The following is a 21,649-nucleotide window of genomic DNA, read 5'->3' on the forward strand; positions in this document are numbered from 1 at the left end:
TTTAAAGTTGTAGATTTTAGATTGACTCTACAGATGAATCTTGCGATTTTAGATTCTTTTAGATTGTAGATTGACTCAACAAATGAATCTGGAGGTTTGACGGCTCTGTAATTGAAAAGCCGCCAAATCTTGCTATTTGAGATTTGAGATTTGAGATTGACTCCACATCAAAACAAGTCAAATCCTCTCCCTCTGTGTCCGCATCCCCGTCGAACTCTCAAACATAACAGACAATCTCTCGCTTAGCTACAGCTTGCTGCCATCTTTGACGCCAAGAGAATTATCTGATAAAGTTATAGCGACTATCAAGGTTTTTTAATCTTATTGGGAAAAATCCAGGGCCGTGCCGAGTTTGTAAGCTGCGCCGAATATAGCGCCTGCACTCCAATTACCCGCGATCGAACATTTAAAACTGAGCGGGCAGCCTGTAACAATTATATCTATGGAAATCCCCTTTAACATCACCCAGTTGATGGTCATGACCGTCATCTGTGGCATCAGCGCTCAAGTTCTCGCGGCTTATCTGAAAGTTCCGGCGATCGTCTTTTTGCTGTTGTTTGGCATTTTAGCCGGCCCAGACTGCTTGGGATTGCTGCACCCCAATCTGCTGGGCAGCGGTTTGGAAGTTATGGTATCGCTTTGCGTAGCGTTAATTCTGTTTGAAGGCGGCTTGAATTTGGAATTGCGAGATTTGGGCAAAGTTTCCGGCAGCATCCGCAATTTAGTTACGGTAGGCACTTTAATTACGCTAATTGGCGGCGGAATGGCCGCACACTGGTTGGGGGAATTTCCCTGGCCGATCGCATTTCTGTATGCTTCTCTAGTAGTCGTCACCGGTCCGACAGTAATCGGCCCTTTGCTCAAACAAGTATCGGTTGACAAACAAGTCGCCGCCTTGCTAGAAGCTGAAGGCGTTTTAATCGATCCTGTCGGAGCAATTCTGGCAGTATTGGTGCTGAATATTATTTTAAACGGCAATCCTGATTTGCTGGTTTTGTTCCGAGATTTAATCGTGCGGCTTTTCGTTGGCGCAATCGTCGGAGTTGCAGGCGGTTGGCTGCTGGGATTCCTTCTCAAGCGATCGCGATTTCTCTCAGAAGACCTCAAAAACTTAGTAGTTTTAGCCAGTTTATGGGGATTTTTCGGCTTAGCAGAAGAAATCCGCAGCGAATCGGGACTGATGGCAACTGTGGTATCCGGCATCGTCCTCAGAACCGCTGCTGTCCCAGAAGAAAGGCTGCTGAGGAGGTTTAAAGGTCAACTTACAGTCCTTGCTATTTCCGTGCTATTCGTGCTGCTGGCGGCCGATTTATCCCTCGCTAGTGTGGTCGCCCTCGGTTGGGGAAGTTTGTTTACAGTTTTAGCTTTAATGTGGGTAGTCCGGCCGATCAATGTTTGGTTGTGTACTTGGAACAGCGGACTGAATTGGCGGCAGAAATTATTTATTTGTTGGGTAGCGCCGAGGGGAATTGTCTCAGCGTCGATCGCATCTTTATTTGCAATTTTGCTCACCCAGCGAGGAATCAACGGCGGCGACTCGATTAAAGCCTTAGTTTTCCTAACAATTATTATGACAGTTTTTGTCCAGGGACTAACCGCCGGACGGATGGCTCAACTTTTGGGCATCACCTCAAAATCTGTAACTGGTGCAGCAATTGTGGGGTCAAATCCTTTGAGCAGATTAATTGCTCGCTTGTTTCAAGAACGCGGAGAATCTGTGGCAATTATCGACACCGACCCGGAAGCTTGCGCACAAGCAGAACGAGAAGGTTTGCGAGTGTTTTTGAGCAGTGCTCTCGACCACAGCGTGTTAGAAGAAGCCGGACTCGATTCGATGGGAACTTTTTTGGCAATGACTAACAACGGCGAGGTAAACTTAGTGTTAGCTCAGCGAGCGGCCGAGGAGTTTGCACCGCCGAGGGTTTTGGCAATATTCCCCAAAGATCCGCAAGCAAATACGCCTGCAAATCAGGCTAAAATCAATCAAGCTTTTGTCTCCGATTTGTCGCTGAAGGATTGGAACGAATATTTGAGCGACGGCGAAGTAAAATTGGGGGAAACTGAGTTAAAAAGTGAGGGATTGCAGTTTCAGATTGCTCACTTGCAAGCTTTGGTTCAAGCCGGGGAGTTGGTGCCGCTGCTGCTGGAAAGGCAAGGGTACTTGCAAGTAGTGTCGGCGACCCAGATTTGGCAAGCGGGCGATCGAATTATTTATTTGCTGTACGATCCGACACCGAAATTGTTGAAAAGATTGTCTGGTTCGTCGCAGTCTCGTTTGACTTTGGAAAAGCATCAAGTAGTTGAAGAAGTGCCGATTCCTCCTCCGGTTTTAGAGCCGGCTTTGGAGGAAATGGAAATAGCAAAGGATGCTGAAATTTTGCAGCCGCCAGTTTCGCGGTAGGAGGAATGATTTTATGACAGCAGAAGGTTCGTATAGGTATTACTTATTGGTACGAGCGATATTGAGAGCAATCTTATCTCTCCCTTTTTCTATGCGTCGTCGCTTAATCAAATCGATTAAAGCTATTTGCTCCTCATCAGACATTTCTTCGACTAGCTCTAGAATCCTATCAAAGCTATAAGTGTTCATCTTTCTGAGCTTAGTAACTTTACACCTACAAGTCTAACCAATCGTTGGAGCCGATGGCACAAAGGCTGTTTGTCAGAGCCAATGGTTGTCTGTAACATTTTAGCTTAACCAATCAAGTCGTTAGCGAAGCCCTCCTAGACGATCGCACTTTTTACCAACTCATTAGCATTCAACCCACTTGCCTAACCCCATTAAGAAACTTTGTCCTTGCCTCAATTATTGAAGGCACCAACTCATTAGCATTCAACCCACTTGCCTAACCCCATTAAGAAACTTTGTCCTTGCCTCAATTATTGAAGGCATTAAAACGCAACGTACCAACAATGCTAAATCCAACTCCGGCAAAAACTCACTTCTTGAAACTTGCTCGTAATCATCCTCGCGCAGCCGATAGACAGCAAGCCGATTATTTTCCCAAAACCAAACTTCAGCAATGCGAAGTCGCAGATATTTAGCTAGTTTATTTGTGCTACCGCTAGTAATCGTTACTTCCACCGCTAAATCGGGATGCTCTTTTCTTGAACCTATATAATAAGACTCGTCTGGTTCAAATGATACATCTCTCGCTCGGTCTCTGCGAGTTGCACTCCCTACAGGAAAGAATTCAATTCCAAGTTCAAAAAAGTATGCTTCCAGTAATATAGCGAGCGCTTTTTTAAAGCTTTCATGTTCTTCGCCCACTGTCATAAACTCGATCCACCCATCAAGATAAGTTATCCGTAAACCCGGAGAGTCGGCCATCAAAGATGCGATCGCCTCAAATTGCTCCCAAGTATAATAACCGGGGAGAATCAATCGCTGTTCTGCAAGCGTACCTATTTCTTCTAAAATTTTTGCTGTCATAGGTATCACCATCCTATTTTAAATATTACTAGCCCCTACCCAGCACAAACCAGGCAGGGGCATTCACTCACATTTTAACTTAATGAACTAGCTCGATCGCCCTTTTAGTCAACGCCTCAGCAGTCAACCCGTTAAACGCCATTAATTGACCAGCACTAGCAGTAGTTTCCCCCCGCTTCCAAGCGAAAGTATCCCGCTGGCAATTGCTGCGGAGCATCACAGGTTCCAACATCCCAGAAGCACCGCCTGTCACGCCAATCAAGGCATCTCCGCCAAACATTTGGGCAAATTTCTCATCGCTCAAAAAGCCACCGTCAGCTTCCGAACAAGTATCCCAAGCAACGTCTGTTGGGCGGTACAAACGCCGGGGATTGATAATAGAAACAATCCGCACTCCAATGCCTTCTGTTTCCAAAAATGCCGCCGCTTCAAACACTGGCATTAAAGTCATGTCGCCGACCACAGCAAACACAACTTTCTTGCTCCCTCCTTGATTGTGGGGAGCTTGGGGAGAATCGACTTCGTGCAGGACTATTGCACCGTCTTGCAAACCTTGGCGAGTCTGTTCAAAAGTAGTGCGAATTGGCAGCGGCGACTTGCTCGCAGTAATCACAACTCCCTTATTTTTAGCGGTCAAAGCCCACTCGTAACAAGCTTGAATGCTGTTAGCATCCGGTGGAAACAAAGGAAATACATTTCCGTTCCGCATCATCGCCGCAAAATAAGCCTCAATTTCCGGCCGCTGGTGCGTCCAACCGTTGCGGCCTTGTTCCAATGCACCCGCTGTAAATAAGGTGACAGTTGCCGGAGTTGGACGGCGCAATTCTGCCATTGCTTGGGTTACAGTTTGCCAAATAGGTAAACCGTTGATGGCAAAAGATTCGTAGGAACACCACAAACTCCGCGCTCCAAATAGCGATAAACCTACGGCTAAACCGGCGCAAGCATCTTCGCTCAACGGTTCGTAAACTTGACCGTTTGGGGATTGATTGTACAGGTCATCTGTCGTCGGGTGAATAATCTTAAGAGCTTGGTTGATATTGGCAATTGCCGATGCTTCATTGCCGTCAGCATTAGTGACAACAAAAGTACGATCGCGCTCGCCAACTTTCCCTACCAAAACCCCCATTGCTGTTGTCGAAATCTTCGCTTCTCCCCCAACTGCAAATTCTTCTAAAGGCAATTCGCCTAAATCTGCCAGCGGCAATGTAAACTCAGTAACAACTGTTTTCGCCGCCGGCCCGCCGCCCGCACGCTCGCAATTTGTCCTTACCAACTCCCAAGCAGCAGCAGTCAAAGCGCGCTCTTTTAAAGCACTGATAATGTGCGGAGCATCCAGCGTATCTTTCGGATAAAGGTTGTGAGATTTGGCTCCGCGCGCGTGGACGCCGGCACCTTTCAACTGTTTGATAATAAACACAGTTAATTTGCCACCGAGAGCAGATTTTGCCGCTTTGTCAACTCCTTGTAAAACAGCTTTGGTAAATGCCATGCGCTGTTCGAGCGAAAAAGCAGTGCTGTCAACGTAATCTTCCGGTTGATTTTTATCGTCAAATTCCTTAGCATCAACTAAGATAACTTCTTCAAAACCGTTGCCTTGCCAATAAGCAATCATTTCAGCATTAGTTTTAGTCGAAACCATGCTGTGATGTTCCTGAGAATATCCGTTCCAAACCAACACAGGCAAAAAGTTAGTAACGCTGGGATAAGCAGTGTGGAAATGCGCCATGCTGCTCATCGGATAGGGTTCGCCCATGCCGCCGTCGCCCATTGTGAAAGCAAACAGTTTTTCGCGGTGCAAAAGCGCTCCAGCCATTGCGAAATGCTGCCCTTGTCCGAGGGGGCCGGCTGGTGCTAAAAGGCCGGGAATGAAACCGGAAAGGTGTCCTAACAAACCGTCTTTTTCTCGGAATTTATCGCGCACTTGCTGCACGTTAACAATTCCCATATCCTCCAAAGATCGATCGAGAAACATGGCACTGTAAAAGCCGGGAGCGTGATGGCCGACTTCGGTGACAATGTTCTTGTGTCCGAGCATCACCAAAGCGGCATAAGCCTCAGCTTGGCTAGCAAAACCCCCCGGATGTCCCGATGCCTTGCTGGCGGTAACTTGCAGTGTGAGGTAGCGCAGGGCGTCTGCTCCCAGCATCGTTTGAAAGACGGCGACGGGATCGGCAGAATCGGCGATCGACTTGCTCCCCTCGGCGATCGCAGGTGCTTTTCCATAAGTCTCAAAACCAGGGACTGTTTCAGAAAAATATTGAATGCCTTCGCAAAAAGCGGGCGTTGTTGACGTTGCCTGCGGAGTAGTTGCTGTCATGCTTGATACCGGAAAAATTTGAATTGGATTAATGTAAGAGTAATTTTATAGCTTCCGTGTTCCAAAAAAGCATGAGTTCTATTATGTCAGTGATAAATAAGTAAAATATCTCTATTTTTCAGCTAATAAGTAGTTATTTGAGAACCCCGAATTATTAAAAAAGTCGGGGTTCTGTGTTTAGCCATTACTAATCCCTCTAAAACCTCAAATCGCCCATCTAAAATTGTTCCAGCCGTTCCCGGACATCTATATACAGCACAGTACCGCTTTCAGAAAGAGAAGGCACAGCCTTTTGATTCCCCAACCAAACAAAAAAACTGCTAAGTGCAGGAGTCGGATCTTGATCGCGGCGCAGCGTGTAGATCAAACCTTCGCAAGGCCCATTAACGCGGCTAGTCGTGCAAATCGCTTTCTGGTTATTTACAATACCCACAGTCACATAATTTAGCTGTTTATTTCGGTTATAATTCTCAAGGCGCTGAGTCACTTGTTGGCAGCGAGTTAGAGGATCGTAGCCAGAACTAGAAAAGAAATTAGAATTCCATCGAATCCAAGGCTCCCTGAACCCTTGCGGATTTTGATACACAGTCACCGGCTCGCCCGTTGAGGTATCGCACACAAATCCTCCATAAACCTGATTCGGTTGGTTTTGACCCGACGCGCTGCTGAGAGAAAGATTGCTGAGAATATCAAAGCCATTACGCTTATTTTGTGATAGCAACGCCATAAAAGCATCGATTGGGATTGCCGCGTTCAACCCCGTTTTTATCTCCTCAATCTGACCGTTCCACTGACTCCTAATTGTGCCAACAGTATCTCCCTGACCGTGAATTCCTACCACCCTGCCATCAGCATCAAACACAGGCCCGCCGCTCATCCCGCGCCTGGTTACAGCTTGGTAGCGCAGACGGTAACCCGATGAGGCGCTGCCCAAGCGAGAAGAAATGATACCAGCAGTAAACTCAAGTTTTCGTTCAAATCCCGAAATTGGCAGCGGATAGCCAGAAACGTAAATAGCAGAACCGACAACAGCACGTTCTGACTCGCCCATTGGTGCTACTGGATACTGTTCTCGGCTCTGAAACTGTATCAAAGCCAAGTCTATATCGCGGTCATTTTTCGGGAGTCGCTGTATTCTAATCGCAGCATAATCCTTTTCCAAATGAGTGCGAATGCTGTATTTTTGAGCGAGGCTTGCCACTACGTGATTAGCTGTCAGAACAGTGTAAATATTACCCTGTTTGGCAATAATTACTCCCGATCCACTAGCAAAAAAACCCAGCGTGTTGTTGACTTCCACAGTTGTCAACATCGCTAGCTGGGCAATTTCTTCGGGTGTTTTGGCACAAGCAGCATATTGTTGGCTGACAACCGCAGCCACCGTTACTGCACCGGTCAAAATGATTGTCAGTGCGTCAAACCGCAAACCCCACGAATTCATCGCTAACTCCCTAGATGAGACGAGACGAACTGCAAATATATACTGATAGGAATTCCCCAACTGGATTTAACCATTTTTTCCAATAATTCCGTTGTCGGTTCACTTCCATCTTCAAAAGCATAGACTCCAAAATCTGGATCTCGATACTTACCTCGACCGTTAATCCCAACCAAGAAACCTTTGGCATTAAAAATTGGGCCACCACTCATACCGATTTTAACCTCATTTGTATAACCCAAGCTATAACCTTGAGGCAAAGATTTGGGCAGCAGCAGTTCTACGACCCCCCCCGCTACAGCCAACACCTCAGCACCGGCAGGGAATCCGGCCGCGAGCAGCGGCTCTCCCACGGCAGCAGGCTCGGCGCTAATCGGTGCTACTTTATACTCGATCGCGCTGCGAAACTCAACGATCGCCAGATCGGTATCGCCCAGCCGCCTCGGAACTCCCAGCGGTTGGTGGAGGAGGCCGTCGCCGGTGACAATTGTCCGATCGCCCCGGACTATCGCCACAACGTGCCAATTAGTAAGCACCGTATAGGTTTGCCCCTGCCGCCGGACGATCGTCCCCGAACCAAAAGATTTCCCCGTCTGGATGCGTACCGCTGTTTGACGCGCCAAGTTTTCCACATCCACCGCCGGAATTGGCAATGGGATTGAAAAATTGCCAATCTTTAAGGCAGTCCGGACGGCGGGAAAAAAGGGGGCAGTTCCGCCCCATCGGCAGTGTTTTCCCCTAGCTTTTCCCTGACATCAATGTAAGGAATTTTACTACTTTCAGCCACAGAGGGCATCCCGACCAGTCCTTGGCGCCAAGCCAACAAGTTATACAAAGAGCCGATCGCGTCTTGACCGGGCCTGAGTGTATAAATCAAATTTTGACACAGACCATTGATTTGATTGGCCGTGCAAATGACATTTTGACCGTTCATCTGACCCGCAGTAATGTACTTCAGCACCCGGTTGCGGCGATAGGTTTCGAGGCGTTGACTCACTAATTGACACCGAGTTATCGGATTGTAGCCAGAACCGGAGAAATAATCGGAAGTCCACTCAATCCAAGGCTCTACGGCACCTTGAGGGTTTTGGTACACCGTCACCGGCACACCGGTCGAGGTGCTGCACCAAAATCCACTTTCCCCCGGTGCAAGCAGACTGTAACTCGGTTGAGAAGCAACCGTCAGGCCGCTGAGGGCGATCGCTGTTGCCGCCACAACTTTTGTCAATAATTGCTGTTTCATAATGTTTTCACTCTTTTGGATGGGATGCGGCACAAAAATTCCCAAATGCTGCGATAACACCCTTGACGCGCCTGCTCATTACAGATCCGCTGACTTGGGAATTATGTTATTCGCGACTTGACCAGAAACCAAGTTTTTTTACGAAAACGCTGCGTTGCAGCCCTTCTGTTTGGTTAAAAAACCCGGTTTCTTTGGTCTTGATGCGTAAGTCCTGATATTGTTCGCGACTTGCGCTTGACCTCTAACCGCCCCGAAGGCGAGCTTAAAATGCGCGCGCAAGTCTAAATTCTGTGCTCTTTCCTACTAATCAAACTCAGGCTGCAGCAAACCGGAAAGAGGCTTTTCACCTCAGACATTGGGATGACTCGAATTGCAACGGTACATCACACCACTGACAAGGTATTTGATATGACTTGCGATCGGCGTCGCTAGCTCGATCTGCTGAGATACGGAGACGGTAGGACCGTAAAAATGAAGGGTCTAACCTCTCTTACGTGATCTCACAGTAATTAAACGTATTAACAAGAACTCTTAACTTGTTTTCTTCTCCGTACTGCCAGAAATACTTCTAAGTGAGTGTAATCAGGAATTAAGTGCTTTCTACCACCAAAATTCACCCTCCATACACTGACGTTTAGTAAAGTATTAAAAACTATGAACCGTATCTACAAACAGTTGGGGTATTTAGCAACTGGATTAATTCTGCTCGGCGCTAGCAGTTGTTCTAGCTCAGATGCAGCTAACTCGCCCGAAAACCAGAGCCAACCCCCAGCAAGCGCCCGTCAGTTCCTACACCTACAGCTAACGGGAAATCAAATTAATGCTCGCTCAACTCAAGCACCTTCGCTCTCTAAATCTGTTACCCCAGTTTTAGGCAGTTCGGTAGGAGCAGAGAATACTGTCACCATTAAGGTTTATAAGGTAGACAATCTGTGTCAAACTCTGAAGCCGGAAACAGTTACAGGCCCAGACAACCAGTTAATGTCATCGGCTGTTAATGAAGTGTTAAAGCAGCAGATTTTCGATAGTCTTGGTTTGGCTGGTTATCGCCTCAAGATCGATCGCGACCTCGGAATAGCTACCGTGGATCTGCGAGCCTCCGGAAATTCGCGGCAGAAATTGCAAAATCTGTCCAGTTGTCAAATGTTAGGTTTGTTCGGGGGCGTGCGCCAAACTTTAACCAGTTATGCTCCTTGGCAAATCAAAACAGTTCGTTTTACAGAGCTTGGAGAGGATATTTTGAGTACCGTTCGAGAATAAGCTATTAAAATTATTGGAGATGGGACTGACGCACTTCTCCCCTTAAAAAAAGGGTTGGGAGGGACTGAATAAACATTCAAACCCTTTGAGATTTTTTGATGCTGCTAAGTCCTGTGACCAAAACCCAGGTAATTCCTATGACACTACCTAACGGCCCCAAAGCTCCACCCTTGGTGCAGCTAATTCAATGGATCGGCGATCCCCTGACATTCCTGGATAAATGTGCCAAACAATACGGCGACATTTTCACAGCTCAAGTGAACAACGGGCAACCATTGGTGATGATCCACCACCCGCAAGCTGTCCAGGAGATGCTCAACAGCAACGCGTTTCACGCTCCAGGCCGCCTGAATAGAATTCTCAAAGCGCTCGTGGGAGAACAATCCATGTTTCTCCTCTCAGGAGAAAGGCACAAACGCGAGCGCCAATTATTGATGCCACCCTTTCACGGGGAACGGATGCGGAATTACGGCCAACTAATTTGCGATATTGCTCAAGATGTTGCCAGCAAATGGTCGGTCGATCGACCTTTTGTGGCCCGCAACGCGATGCAGGAAGTTACCATGCGGGTAATCTTGCAAGCTGTCTTCGGGCTCGATGACGGGCCGCGATTGGAAGAGCTCAGGCCCCTACTTGCCTCAGTCCTCGATATGACCAACTCTCCCCTGCGATCGAGTATGCTGTTTTTCGGCTGGATGCAGCAAGATTGGGGCTCTTGGAGTCCTTGGGGACGCATGAAACAGCGGCAGCGGAAAGTTGACGCACTGATCGACGCGGAAATTGAAGAACGCAGACAGCAACCAGACGCCAACCGCACCGACATTCTCAGCTTAATGATGGCCGCGCGCGACGAAAACGGGCAACCAATGACCAATGAAGAATTGCGCGACGAGTTGATGACGCTGCTGGTGGCAGGCCACGAAACCACAGCAACGGCCCTAGCTTGGGCATTTTACTGGATTCACAGTTTGCCCTCGGTGCGCCAGAAGTTACTGCAAGAATTGGACAGTTTGGGGGAAAATCCCGACCCGATGGAGATTTTCCGCTTACCTTACCTGAGTGCAGTTTGTCAGGAGACCCTGCGAATTTACCCCGTGGCAATGCTGACGTTTTCGCGAGAAGTTCTCAGGCCCGTGGAACTGATGGGACATCGACTCGAACCGGGGACGGTTGTCATCGGCTCGATTTATTTGACCCACAGACGGGAGGATTTGTATCCAGAACCGCTGCAATTTAAACCGGAACGGTTTTTGGAGAGGCAATTCTCGCCTTACGAGTATTTGCCTTTTGGAGGCGGCAGCCGCCGCTGTATCGGCTTGGCGCTGGCGCAGTTGGAGATGAAACTGGTGCTGGGAACTATTTTGCGGAATTTCGACCTAGTATTGGCCGAGAACAAGCCCGTACAGGCCAAACGCCGAGGGGTGACTTTAGGGCCTGCAGGCGGCGTGCGGATGGCCCTGCTGGGGCGGCGGATGCCGAAGCAGAAGCCTGAACCTGTCGCTAGTGGCGTTTAAAGTCGCAGCGGTTACAGCGGACGATCGAACTTTCAGCTTTGAGTGCAAACAATTTAGGGAGAATGTGCGATCGTCCGCCAATGCCACGATTTTTTGTAGCACCGGCTACAGATAAATAGCTAGAATCCTTAACCTGTAACCCTCGCCCCCTCTCAATTTTCAAATTTTAACTCTAAAATAGTAGGAGCCTTGCAAACACAGCCTGAAAGCAAAAGTGGGTGATTGCAATAGTCCTCTTGATATCTTAAAAGCCTCCCTGCCATACTTTAAAAACATATGCATACCCTGTTATTCAGCAAGGTCGGAAGCGTGTTGGCATTGCCTGCAATCTTCCGGCCTCTTTATTTTTTGGGCTACTTCAGGCATTGGGTACAAGATGCAGAAGGCAAGGCAAAACTATAAATTCTCCCCATGTCCGCATCTGCCCCTCTCCCCAATCTAGAGCTTCTGCCTCTAATTGAAATAGCATCCGACACCAAGTTTAAGGAATCACTAAGGAATAATTAATAACTTCTTAAATGATCTCTTTCTGTCCTTCTCTCAATCTTCTGTTTTCAGAAATTCCGATACCGAGACAGACTTCGGGAGACTCTCCAGATCTTGAATTTCGCTTTCGTGGGCAAAAAACTCGACTTCTTTGTCGTCAATCTGGATCTGATAGCTAGCGGTAGCTGTCACAATCCGCCGCTTTTTTTTATCTTCTATTAAAACCCAACACACGACAGGTCTTACCCATCTCTCAACGTGCTGGCTTTGCTTCGTACTCCCAAAGGCATACCAGCCTTTAGCTTCAATAATTTGAAGCACTTTAAAATCGTTACTTGCCATATATTTCTATCGCGTTAACTTCAGTATTCTTTTTAGATATAACGGCTAGCTTGCTAAGCAGGGCAAAGGTTTGGCAATTCCAATCCGCACTAGACAACCTGATTTTTAGTCAGGAGAAGCGGGTTGGCAGGGCCTGGTCTGCGTTGTTGCCTGCTAAATGTAGTGCGAGCTTTTTGTACTCTCCCACAATTACCGTAAAGTATCTATACCGCATCCTCAAAAATTATTCTCGCATTAGCCTCAACAGCAGCCAACTAGACCTTAGCTAGCTGCATCTAAGTGGATGCCAACTGCTTCTAACGCCTGGTTGTGAAAGCAATCGGCATACAATCTTGTTAAGACTTTTTGCTGCAATCAACTATCATCTTTACCCGATGGGGTAAAACTTAACTAGATGTTGCCGCTTTCAATTCTAAGCCTCGGCGCGCCTAATTCCTAATTAATTGTATGGTGTAGTTGATAATTGCCAAACCGTCGATCGCACTAAACTACCGTGTCTGACTCTTCAATTACCATCACCGTTAAACTGTTCGCCGCCTTCGGTGAAGCTTACGGCGTTTCGGAACTTACATTAGAACTTCCTCCCGAAACCCCAGTGTCTCAAGTGCTCGAAAACTCGATCGCCCAATATCCTCAATTAGAACAATGGCGCGATCGCACCCGCTTCGGACTCAACCTGGAATTCGTCTCCCCCGACACCATCCTCCAAGACGGCGACGAAGTTGTCCTCATCCCTCCCGTCAGCGGCGGGTAGGCTAAGTTGGTCAATCAAAAATTCGAGGTTTTGTAGTTGTGTTCGATCGCACCACTGCCCAATTGTTAGCCCAAAAAAAATTTATTAAGTTTTGTAACAATTCCGCCGGCAAATGATCCTTGAGTTCGCTCAGGCTCGCGTGCTGGCCTGACAATCTGGATTCCCAGCCCGATACTGAAAACAAGTCAAATCCTTGTGGGGTGGGCGTCCCGCCCGCCCAAATATCAAAGTTAAATACACCGCTGTTTAACTGAAAAATCAATCCCGACTAAAAAAATCGGGTATAGTTGACGGGGTAAATTGACCGTGCTAATCTTGCACAAGAATAAGAAAACATCGCAAAACTAGAGAGTTGAGCTATGACCCAGGCGACCAGAACCCAATCCACAGCAGCAACCTTCACAGCCCTCAAATGTAAAGAATGCGGCGAAGAGTACGAACTCCAAGCAAAGCACGTCTGCGATTGCTGTTTTGGCCCGCTTGAAGTCAAGTACGACTACGACGCCATCCGCCGCACCGTCACTCGCCAAACCATCCAAGCCGGCCCCAACTCGATCTGGCGCTACCGCGCATTTTTACCAGTCGCTACAGATAACGTCATCGATGTCGGCACCGGCATGACTCCTCTATTAAAATCCCACCGCTTAGCCCGCCGCCTCGGTCTAAAAAATCTTTATATTAAAAACGATGCCGTCAATATGCCCACTCTCAGCTTTAAAGACAGAGTGGTGTCAGTCGCCCTCAGCAGAGCCAGAGAATTGGGTTTCACAACGGTATCCTGTGCCAGCACCGGCAATTTAGCTAACTCCACCGCTGCGATCGCCGCCCACGCCGGACTCGACTGCGTAGTCTTCATCCCCTCCGACTTAGAAGCAGGCAAAGTCCTCGGCACTCTGATTTACAATCCAACTGTCATGGCAGTTCACGGCAACTACGACCAAGTTAACCGCCTCTGTTGCGAAGTCGCCAATACACATGGCTGGGGATTTGTCAATATCAACTTGCGTCCCTACTATTCCGAAGGCTCGAAAACCCTGGGCTACGAAGTGGCAGAACAGCTAGGCTGGCAATTGCCCGATCACATCGTCGCTCCCCTCGCCTCCGGCTCCCTGTTCACAAAAATTTACAAAGGCTTTCAAGAATTCACCGAAGTCGGTTTAGTGGATGAAAAGAAAGTCAGATTCAGCGGTGCCCAAGCTGACGGCTGTTCCCCCATCGCCCAAGCTTTCCGCGAAGGCCGCGATTTCGTCAAACCGGTGAAACCGAATACAATTGCTAAGTCGATCGCGATCGGCAATCCAGCCGACGGTATGTACGCCCTCGACATCGCCCGCAAAACAGGCGGCAACATCGAATCCGTCAGCGACACCGAAATCATCGAAGGCATGAAACTCCTAGCAGAAACCGAAGGCATCTTCACCGAAACTGCAGGCGGCACGACAATCGCAGTCTTGAAGAAACTCGTAGAAGCAGGTAAAATCGACCCCGACGAAACTACCGTCGCCTACATTACCGGCAACGGCTTAAAAACCCAAGAAGCCGTTCAAGGTTACATCGGCGAACCCATCACCCTCGAACCAAAAATAGAAGCGTTCGAGCGTGCCCTAGAACGCGCCCGCACGCTCGAACGCTTAGAATGGCAACAAGTTTCGGTTTAACAGCTATTAGTCAGTAGTCGGCAGTCATTAGTCATTAGTTGTTAAGCTTTTGACTGATGACAAATGACCGATCGCTGAGGACTAATGACTGAGGACTAATAACTAATAACTCATGACTACTGGCTAAGGACTAAAAAAATGACTGTCAAAGTTTTAATTCCCACTCCCCTGCAAAAATTCACCAACAATCAAGCCACCATCGAATGCGGCGGCGACAATATTTCCGAACTGATTGAATCGTTGGAAACGAATTGTCCCGGCATCAAAAAAAGCCTGTGCGATGAAAAAGGAGAACCCCGCAGATTTCTCAACTTCTACGTCAACAGCGAAGACATCCGCTTTTTGGATGGCTCAAAAACAGCCCTCCAAGATGGCGATGAAGTTAGCATTGTTCCAGCAGTTGCTGGTGGCTGATTAGTTTTAAAATAAACGCAAATGAACGCAGATAGATTTAAATAAGTATCTGCGTTCACTTGCGTTTATTTACGGTTAAAAAACAACTCCCTCGCTAACCGAGGGAATTATACCAAATCCGGGATTTGGTAAGTAGCTCTCATCACGTTTTAATTCCGCTGAAACGGTTTATGAAAGATTCTCCCAGAGTAAACCCTGCCCAAACAAAGCAGTAAAAGTAATCCCAAAAACCCAAAAAGTCACCAGCTTTTTTCTGCGGGCTTTGCAAAAACTTGTAGCGATTGGGGGCTTTCTATAAAACTGCTTCCTGGAATACATCGAGTCGGAGTTCTTCAATCTTGACAAGTTTGAAGGTCTTACCGAGATAAATCTCAGGACTTACGTCGATCGATGCTGACGTTTTTTAGGTGCAGCTACTTACTTATAAAACCAAATCTAGGTTTGTAGTTGCGCTTGGGTATCCAAGCGCAACTACAAATCTAAAACTTATTTCTTTGCGCAGTGCGTTAGGGAATTATCGCACTAGGAAGCTGCCCTTGCAGCAGTCCGGGGACGGCGCCGCCCCGTCACCTGATTGGCAGGAGATGGCAAGGATGGGGATGATGGGGATGATGGCGAGGGCGATGATAATAGCTTAGGTGCTTCCAGGGAACCCGGAGATACTTCTGCCTTTTCCGATCGCACAAAGGACGCTTCTTCAGGAATTTGCATCAGGAATACCAGCAAGGGATTGCTTTGAAGTTCCCGGCGCATCACTCGCTGAATAGCCTTTTCTATTTGCGTTTGAACTCCTACCCAGTCAACATCAACTTGTGAGTCTGAAGCAGCAGGTTTTACAAATTCTGACCAGCGATCGTTCAAAACTGTTTCAATGGTTTGAGTGATTAATTTGATCACAACTTCGCGATCGGCTGAGGTCACTACACCTTTCAAGTGTACTTCCGGCTTAGCAACTAATTTGCCTTCCCAATTCAAAGCCGCCGCTACAGTTACAACGCCATCTCCAGCCAATTGCTGGCGTTCCTTGAGGACGTTCGCTTTGACAACGCCCGATCGAGAAGAATCTACCAATTCAATTCCTGAAGGCACTTTACCGCCCACTTGCATGGAATTTTCAGTTAATTCTACGACATCGCCGTTATCAATAATCACCATATTGCTAGCGGGAATGCCCATGCTTTGAGCCGTCTTGGAGTGCTGGATCAGCATCCGGTGTTCCCCGTGCACTGGCAAGAAGAACTTGGGACGAGTCATGTTAATCATTAACTTTTGGTCTTCCTGACAGCCGTGACCCGAAACGTGAATGCCTTTGTCGCGGCCGTAAACCACGTTTGCTCCCAGCATCATCAGTTTATCGATCGTGTTTACCACTGCGATCGTATTTCCCGGAATTGGATTAGCCGAGAAAATGACTGTATCGCCCTTTCTGATTTTCAGTTCGTGATGTTCGCCGTTAGCAATGCGAGTCATCGCCGCCATCGGTTCGCCTTGGGAACCTGTGGTTAAAATCAGAACCTTGTCATCGGGTAAATTGCGGATTTCTTTCAGAGGTTTGAAAAGACTATCTTCGCATTTGATGTAGCCGAGATTGCGGCAGTGAGCGATGACGTTAAGCATCGATCGACCAACTACTCCTACATACCGATTGTTTTTCTTAGCCAATTCTAAAACAATTTGCAAACGGTGTACCGACGAAGCAAAAGTCGTGATCATTACCCGTCCCGTTGCTTGAGCGATAATTCTGTCTAAATTCGGAGCAACAGAACGTTCTGAAGCAGTAAAACCTGGAACTTCCGAGTTAGTAGAATCGCTGATCAAGCACAGCACGCCTTTTTCGCCGTACTCCGCCAGTTTCTGCAAGTCAAAATGTTCGCCGTCCACAGGAGTGTGGTCAATTTTAAAGTCTCCGGTGTGAATCAAAATTCCCACTGGAGTGTGAATTGCTACCGTGAAACTGTCGGCCATCGAGTGAGTGTTGCGAATGTATTCGACTAAAAAATGCTTGCCAATTCTTACCGTGTCGCGGGGTCTAACTGTCCTCAATTCTGTGCGGTGAGACACTCCCGCTTCTTCCAATTTTCCGGCTAGCAAAGCCATCGCCAAACGCGGCCCGTAAATCACCGGAATTTCAAATTGTTTGAGGTGATAGGGGATGCCGCCAATGTGGTCTTCGTGACCGTGAGTGACGATCATACCTTTAATTTTGTGGCTGTTTTCCCGCAGGTAAGTCATGTCTGGGAGGACAATATTTACACCGTGCATTCCATCTGTCGGGAACGCTAAACCTGCATCTAAAAGAATTATTTCGTCGCCGTACTCGAACACACAAGTGTTTTTACCGATTTCGTGCAGCCCGCCGAGGGGAATCACTTTTAGAGCAGATGCAGTTGTATTTTTGATCATGCGTATCCTTTGTTAGTTATTTTGTTATTTGTCTGTTGTCTGTTGTCTGTCGTCTGTCGTCTGTCGTCTGCTGTTCGTTGGTAGGGCAATATTTTTCCAAATATTTATGGAAAACTCCCCTGGGGGTTTTACTATCCCCTACATTCAGTTGTCTTTTGCCTTCAGTCTTTAATCCTCTGTCTTTAATTTTTGACTGTTAGCTAATTACTAACAATTAATTACTAAGGACGGATGACTAACAACTAATGACCGATCGCAACCAATATTCAGTTGTCTGAAAACTCGTTCTTGCCTGTCTAGATAGCTGATACTGCGGCTAGCTGGCTCAGTACGTCCTTTAACTTTTGAGTCATCTCAACGGGCGGATCGCACAGGGGCAGACGGGTGGAACCTACATCCCAGCCTTGAAGTTTAAGAGCTGTCTTGACGAGAATGGGATTTGTGGTGAGAAAAAGAGCTTTAAACAGGTCAAAAAGTTGCAAGTGAATCTGGGTAGCGACTTGAACTTGACCGCTCTCGAAAGCTTCGATCATCTGTTGCAGTTGCTCTCCTACCAGATGGCTGGCTACGCTAACTACACCAGATCCTCCTACCGCCAACATCGGCAAAGTTAGGGAATCATCTCCAGAATAGATGGCAAATTCAGGGGATGTCAAGCACCGAATTTGACTTGCTTGATCCAAGTTGCCACTTGCTTCTTTTACGGCCACAATATTGGGGATTTCTGCCAATCTAGCAACCGTCTCCGGCAACATATTCTGACCGGTGCGACCGGGGATGTTATATAACATTATAGGGAATTCTGGAGCAGATTGCGCGATCGCCCGAAAATGATTGTACAAACCTTCTTGGGGCGGCTTGTTGTAATAAGGAACCACCTGCAAACAGCCGTCTAACCCGAGTTTAGCTGCTTTTTGGGTAGCTGCGACTGCTTCTGAAGTAGAATTCGATCCGGCTCCTGCGATTACCAAAGCCTTACCGGCCACCGCCTTTTGTACCACCTGAAATAATTCGTACTCTTCATCCCAGGTCATAGTGGGAGACTCGCCCGTAGTTCCGCACACTACCAAGCTATCCGTACCGCGATCGGCTAAATGAACTGCCAATTGTTCTGCTACCGCATAGTTAACGCTGCCGTCTTCCTTAAACGGCGTAATCATTGCAGTCAGAACCCGTCCAAACTTTACCACACTTTCTCCGATTTTAGACTGTTGATTTTTGATTTTAAATTTTTGATTTCAGATGAAAGGTTTATCTAAAATCCCCCATTTCAATTTTCAAGTTGCGAGGCTTCCCCCTAATTAGAAGCCGCAGCCACTGGGGTTCGCAACAAATCTTTTTGGGCCAGCAACTCAGCTATCTGCACCGCATTTAAAGCCGCCCCTTTGCGGATTTGATCGCCACACAGCCACATTTCCAACCCGCAGGGGTGAGAAATATCTTGGCGAATCCTGCCGACTAACACCTCATCCTTACCGCTGGCGTCTGCAGGCATCGGGAAATAATTAGCTTGCCAGTCTTCTACCACCTTAACCCCGCTTGCCTGCTGTAAGATTTCCTTGGCCTCGATCGGGCTAAAAGGCTCTGCAAACTCTAGATTAATCGCTTCCGAATGAGCGCGGAGTACGGGAACCCGCACGCAAGTTGCCGTAATTTTAATCTCGTCCGTACCAAATATCTTCCGAGTTTCGTTTACCATTTTCATTTCTTCTTCACAATACCCCAAATCGTTAATCGGGGTGTTGTGCGGAAACAAGTTAAATGCTAAGGGGTAGGGAAATATATCTGTTTTGGGCATTTCCCCCTGCAAAATTGCTCTTGCTTGAGCTTTCATTTCCTCCATTGCCCTCGCCCCAGCCCCGCTGGCAGACTGGTAAGTCGCTACCACTATGCGCTGTACCGGCTTAACTTTGTGAAGCGGCCAAACGGCAACTGCCATCAAAATCGTCGTGCAGTTGGGATTAGCAATTATACCTCGGTGAGCTGCCGCCGCTTGGGGATTGACTTCTGGAACCACTAGCGGTACGGTCGCATCCATGCGGAAAGCGCTAGAATTGTCAATGACCACTGCTCCGGCTGCCACCGCTTGCGGAGCCCATAATTTAGAAGTAGAGCCGCCGGCGGAGGCGAGCACCAGATCTACATTATCAAACGATCGCGCCGAAACTGCTTCGACCTGCAGCATCTCGCCGCCAAAAGGCAATGTAGTGCCTGCTGAACGTTCCGAAGCCAGCAGCTTCAAGTTAGAAATCGGAAAACTCCGGCTGTGCAAGAGTTCTAGCAACTCGGCCCCGACTGCGCCGGTGGCTCCTAAAATGGCAACTCGATAGGATTGAGACAAATTACTTTCCTCCAAAAATTATACTCTAAACGATCGAAATCAAAAATTTAAATAACTGCAATTCTCAATATCAAACTTAATTAATGTTATGCGACATCAGGAGCATGAGAGGATGGCAATGGTGCAGTTAACCGAAACGGGCGATCGAACTTCCCGATCGATCAGTGCGATTGTAACCCAATGCCAGTTTAGCATCTTTTGCCGTTAGCGAATCCCTCGAAGAGGATCGCCCCGCGCCAATCCGCATCGTTCTGCCAGCAGGCGCATCCGTTGACTTTGACGGGCTGCCCAAAACATTGACATCTAAGGGCGATATGTGCTATGGTTCATCGGCGATTAGTGGACTTAACCTCCACTTTCCTAGCAGCAAAAGCTAGTATCCTCACACTAAAACTATTTGGCAAAAGCCAAAAAAGTAGCCGGTTACGACTTACAGTCTCATCCGGTAGAGGTGTTTGTAGTTGTGCCGCTACAAGTCAAAGCGTACAAACTTAAAATGCAGGCAAAGTCAGATTTGTATGTATTTTATTACACTATTGTTAAATATCAAAAAAGCCGATGAAAGTAACCCAGGAAAAACTTCCAGCTAGCCAAATTGGTCTGGAAATCGAAGTACCGTCAGAAAAGTCAAAACAAGCTTACGAGCAAGTAATTAAACAATTTGCTCGCGAGGTTAATATTCCTGGGTTCCGCAAAGGCAAAGTTCCCCGTCAAGTTTTGCTGCAGCGCCTGGGTCAGACTCGCTTGAAGGCGACTGCTTTGGAAAATTTGATTAATGAGTCGCTGCAAAAAGCCCTCGAACAAGAAAAAATTCCGGCAATTGGCAGTTGTGAACTGCGCACCGAGTTTGAAGAATTACTAGCTAAGTTCGATCCAGAACAGCCTCTGATTTTTTCGGCTAAGGTTGACGTAGAACCCGAAGTGAAATTGGGTCAGTACACAGGTTTGCAGCTTCAAGCAGAAGAAGCTAAGTATGATGAAGCTCAGGTAGATGAGGTACTGGCAAAATATCGATCGGACAAAGCTGCTTTAATCCCCGTAGAAGGTCGGCCGGCTCAGTTGGGAGACACCGCTTTGGTAGATTTCTCCGGTAGATTTGCGGAAGCACCCGAAGGCGAAACTCCCGCAGAAATTCCCGGCGGTCAAGCAGAAGACTTTCAAGTAGAATTGTCGGAAAATCAGTTTGTACCGGGCTTTATCCAAGGCATGATCGGGATGAATCCGGGAGAAACCAGAGAAGTTTCCGTGGAGTTCCCCGATGAGTACAGCAGTGAAGAATTAGCGGGAAAACCAGCAGTCTTTACGATTACCCTCAAAGAACTTAAGGAAAAAGAATTGCCGGAGTTGGACGACGACTTCGCCCAAGAAGTCAGCGAGTTTGAAACTTTAGCAGAACTCCGCGCATCCCTCGAAACTCGGTTTAAAGCAGAGCAAGAAAACAAGACATCAGCTAATAAGGAAAAAGCTATATCAGCAGCACTCGTGCAGCTAATAGAAGTGGAAATTCCCGAAACAATGGTCGATCGCGAAATCGATTATTTGTTGAATCAACAAGCCGTCCAATTGAAAAATTACGGCATAGATATCAACCAACTGTTTACGGAAGAAAATATGGGCCCGATGCGGGAACGCTCGCGTCCGGAAGCAGTCGAGCGGCTCAAGCAGACTCTAGCTCTGGCAGAAGTAGCCAAGCTGGAATCCTTATCTGTGGAAGACGCAGAAGTAGCAGCAGAAGTAGCAAAAGTCAGAAAGCAGTTTCCCAAAGGAGATTTTGATCCCCAAAGGTTGCAGGAATTTGTAAGGGAAGACTTGCTCAAACAAAAAACCCTGAAATGGTTGGAAGAAAAAGGGACAATCGAACTCGTACCTGAAGGCTCTCTGAATCCCGCAGCAGAAGAATCAGAAGAATCAGACGCTGAAGTTTCTGGAGAAGAAGCAGCCACAAGCGTCGAAGTGGAAGTGGTAGGCGAAGAATAGAACTTAATGTGTTCAAATGTCCTAATTGGGGGCATGGAATCAACCGTGGTTTTAACCGCGCACCCG

At 47.6% G+C, this 21,649-nt stretch carries 18 protein-coding genes; 8 read left to right on the top strand and 10 right to left on the bottom strand.

Annotated features, from left to right (window positions below; genetic code table 11):
• The first annotated feature begins 442 nt into the window (after positions 1 to 442).
• Positions 443 to 2,401, top strand: coding sequence for a cation:proton antiporter domain-containing protein (locus QUA13_RS05465; protein WP_333197233.1), 1,959 nt, complete (start codon positions 443 to 445; stop codon positions 2,399 to 2,401).
• Positions 2,402 to 2,833: 432 nt separating this feature from the next.
• Here QUA13_RS05465 and QUA13_RS05470 read toward each other — a convergent pair whose 3' ends face one another.
• From QUA13_RS05470 to QUA13_RS05490, 5 genes are all read right to left on the bottom strand, one after another.
• Positions 2,834 to 3,433 (bottom strand): Uma2 family endonuclease, encoded by a 600-nt coding sequence (locus QUA13_RS05470; protein WP_333197236.1) that lies wholly within the window; start codon positions 3,431 to 3,433, stop codon positions 2,834 to 2,836.
• Between the two features lie 79 nt (positions 3,434 to 3,512).
• Positions 3,513 to 5,753 carry a phosphoketolase gene (locus tag QUA13_RS05475; protein WP_333197238.1) on the bottom strand — a complete coding sequence of 747 codons (2,241 nt, stop codon included), beginning with the start codon at positions 5,751 to 5,753 and terminating at the stop codon, positions 3,513 to 3,515.
• 217 nt (positions 5,754 to 5,970) lie between these two features.
• Complete coding sequence (locus tag QUA13_RS05480; protein WP_333197240.1) at positions 5,971 to 7,194, bottom strand: COP23 domain-containing protein; 1,224 nt, start codon at positions 7,192 to 7,194, stop codon at positions 5,971 to 5,973.
• Between the two features lie 2 nt (positions 7,195 to 7,196).
• Positions 7,197 to 7,844, bottom strand: a complete 648-nt coding sequence (locus QUA13_RS05485; RefSeq protein WP_333197242.1) for a serine protease — start codon at positions 7,842 to 7,844, stop codon at positions 7,197 to 7,199.
• Between the two features lie 23 nt (positions 7,845 to 7,867).
• Entirely contained in the window at positions 7,868 to 8,434 is a 567-nt protein-coding gene (locus QUA13_RS05490) for a COP23 domain-containing protein (RefSeq protein ID WP_333197245.1), read from the bottom strand.
• A 654-nt stretch (positions 8,435 to 9,088) separates the two neighbouring features.
• Between QUA13_RS05490 and QUA13_RS05495 the strand changes: the two genes are divergently transcribed.
• Positions 9,089 to 9,694, top strand: a complete 606-nt coding sequence (locus QUA13_RS05495; protein WP_333197247.1) for a hypothetical protein — start codon at positions 9,089 to 9,091, stop codon at positions 9,692 to 9,694.
• Between the two features lie 137 nt (positions 9,695 to 9,831).
• Positions 9,832 to 11,208, top strand: coding sequence for a cytochrome P450 (locus QUA13_RS05500; RefSeq protein WP_333197249.1), 1,377 nt, complete (start codon positions 9,832 to 9,834; stop codon positions 11,206 to 11,208).
• On the opposite strand, the gene QUA13_RS05505 is transcribed toward QUA13_RS05500, so the two are convergent.
• Both QUA13_RS05505 and QUA13_RS05510 read right to left on the bottom strand, forming a co-directional pair.
• Positions 11,195 to 11,371 carry a hypothetical protein gene (locus QUA13_RS05505; RefSeq protein WP_333189378.1) on the bottom strand — a complete coding sequence of 59 codons (177 nt, stop codon included), beginning with the start codon at positions 11,369 to 11,371 and terminating at the stop codon, positions 11,195 to 11,197. The two genes, QUA13_RS05500 and QUA13_RS05505, sit on opposite strands and share 14 nt — an antisense overlap.
• Positions 11,372 to 11,748: 377 nt before the next feature.
• Positions 11,749 to 12,036: a hypothetical protein gene (locus QUA13_RS05510; protein WP_172188041.1), complete on the bottom strand. Its 288-nt coding sequence runs from the start codon at positions 12,034 to 12,036 to the stop codon at positions 11,749 to 11,751.
• Positions 12,037 to 12,529: 493 nt separating this feature from the next.
• On the opposite strand from QUA13_RS05510, the gene QUA13_RS05515 reads away from it, so the two are divergent.
• From QUA13_RS05515 to QUA13_RS05525, 3 genes are all read left to right on the top strand, one after another.
• Positions 12,530 to 12,790, top strand: a complete 261-nt coding sequence (locus tag QUA13_RS05515; protein WP_333197251.1) for a MoaD/ThiS family protein — start codon at positions 12,530 to 12,532, stop codon at positions 12,788 to 12,790.
• Between the two features lie 359 nt (positions 12,791 to 13,149).
• Positions 13,150 to 14,448 (top strand): threonine synthase, encoded by a 1,299-nt coding sequence (gene thrC, locus QUA13_RS05520; protein ID WP_172188037.1) that lies wholly within the window; start codon positions 13,150 to 13,152, stop codon positions 14,446 to 14,448.
• A gap of 138 nt (positions 14,449 to 14,586) precedes the next feature.
• A complete protein-coding gene (locus tag QUA13_RS05525; protein ID WP_172188035.1) occupies positions 14,587 to 14,862 on the top strand; it encodes a MoaD/ThiS family protein in 276 nt (91 codons plus the stop codon).
• Positions 14,863 to 15,384: 522 nt separating this feature from the next.
• Here QUA13_RS05525 and QUA13_RS05530 read toward each other — a convergent pair.
• The 3 genes from QUA13_RS05530 to QUA13_RS05540 form a co-directional block, all read right to left on the bottom strand.
• A complete protein-coding gene (locus QUA13_RS05530; protein ID WP_333197252.1) occupies positions 15,385 to 17,265 on the bottom strand; it encodes a ribonuclease J in 1,881 nt (626 codons plus the stop codon).
• Positions 17,266 to 17,561: 296 nt separating this feature from the next.
• Positions 17,562 to 18,455, bottom strand: a complete 894-nt coding sequence (gene dapA, locus QUA13_RS05535) for a 4-hydroxy-tetrahydrodipicolinate synthase (protein WP_333189380.1) — start codon at positions 18,453 to 18,455, stop codon at positions 17,562 to 17,564.
• Between the two features lie 107 nt (positions 18,456 to 18,562).
• The gene (locus QUA13_RS05540; protein WP_333197253.1) at positions 18,563 to 19,606 is read right to left on the bottom strand and encodes an aspartate-semialdehyde dehydrogenase; all 1,044 of its coding nucleotides are present in this window, start codon (positions 19,604 to 19,606) and stop codon (positions 18,563 to 18,565) included.
• A gap of 397 nt (positions 19,607 to 20,003) precedes the next feature.
• Here QUA13_RS05540 and QUA13_RS05545 point away from each other — a divergent pair, with 397 nt between their 5' ends.
• Positions 20,004 to 20,168, top strand: a complete 165-nt coding sequence (locus tag QUA13_RS05545) for a hypothetical protein (RefSeq protein ID WP_172188025.1) — start codon at positions 20,004 to 20,006, stop codon at positions 20,166 to 20,168.
• A complete protein-coding gene (gene tig / locus QUA13_RS05550; protein WP_333197254.1) occupies positions 20,165 to 21,583 on the top strand; it encodes a trigger factor in 1,419 nt (472 codons plus the stop codon). Before QUA13_RS05545 ends, tig begins: the two co-directional genes overlap by 4 nt.
• Positions 21,584 to 21,649 lie beyond the last annotated feature (66 nt).

Source organism: Microcoleus sp. S28C3 (assembly GCF_036700785.1).
GTDB lineage: Bacteria > Cyanobacteriota > Cyanobacteriia > Cyanobacteriales > Microcoleaceae > Microcoleus > Microcoleus asticus.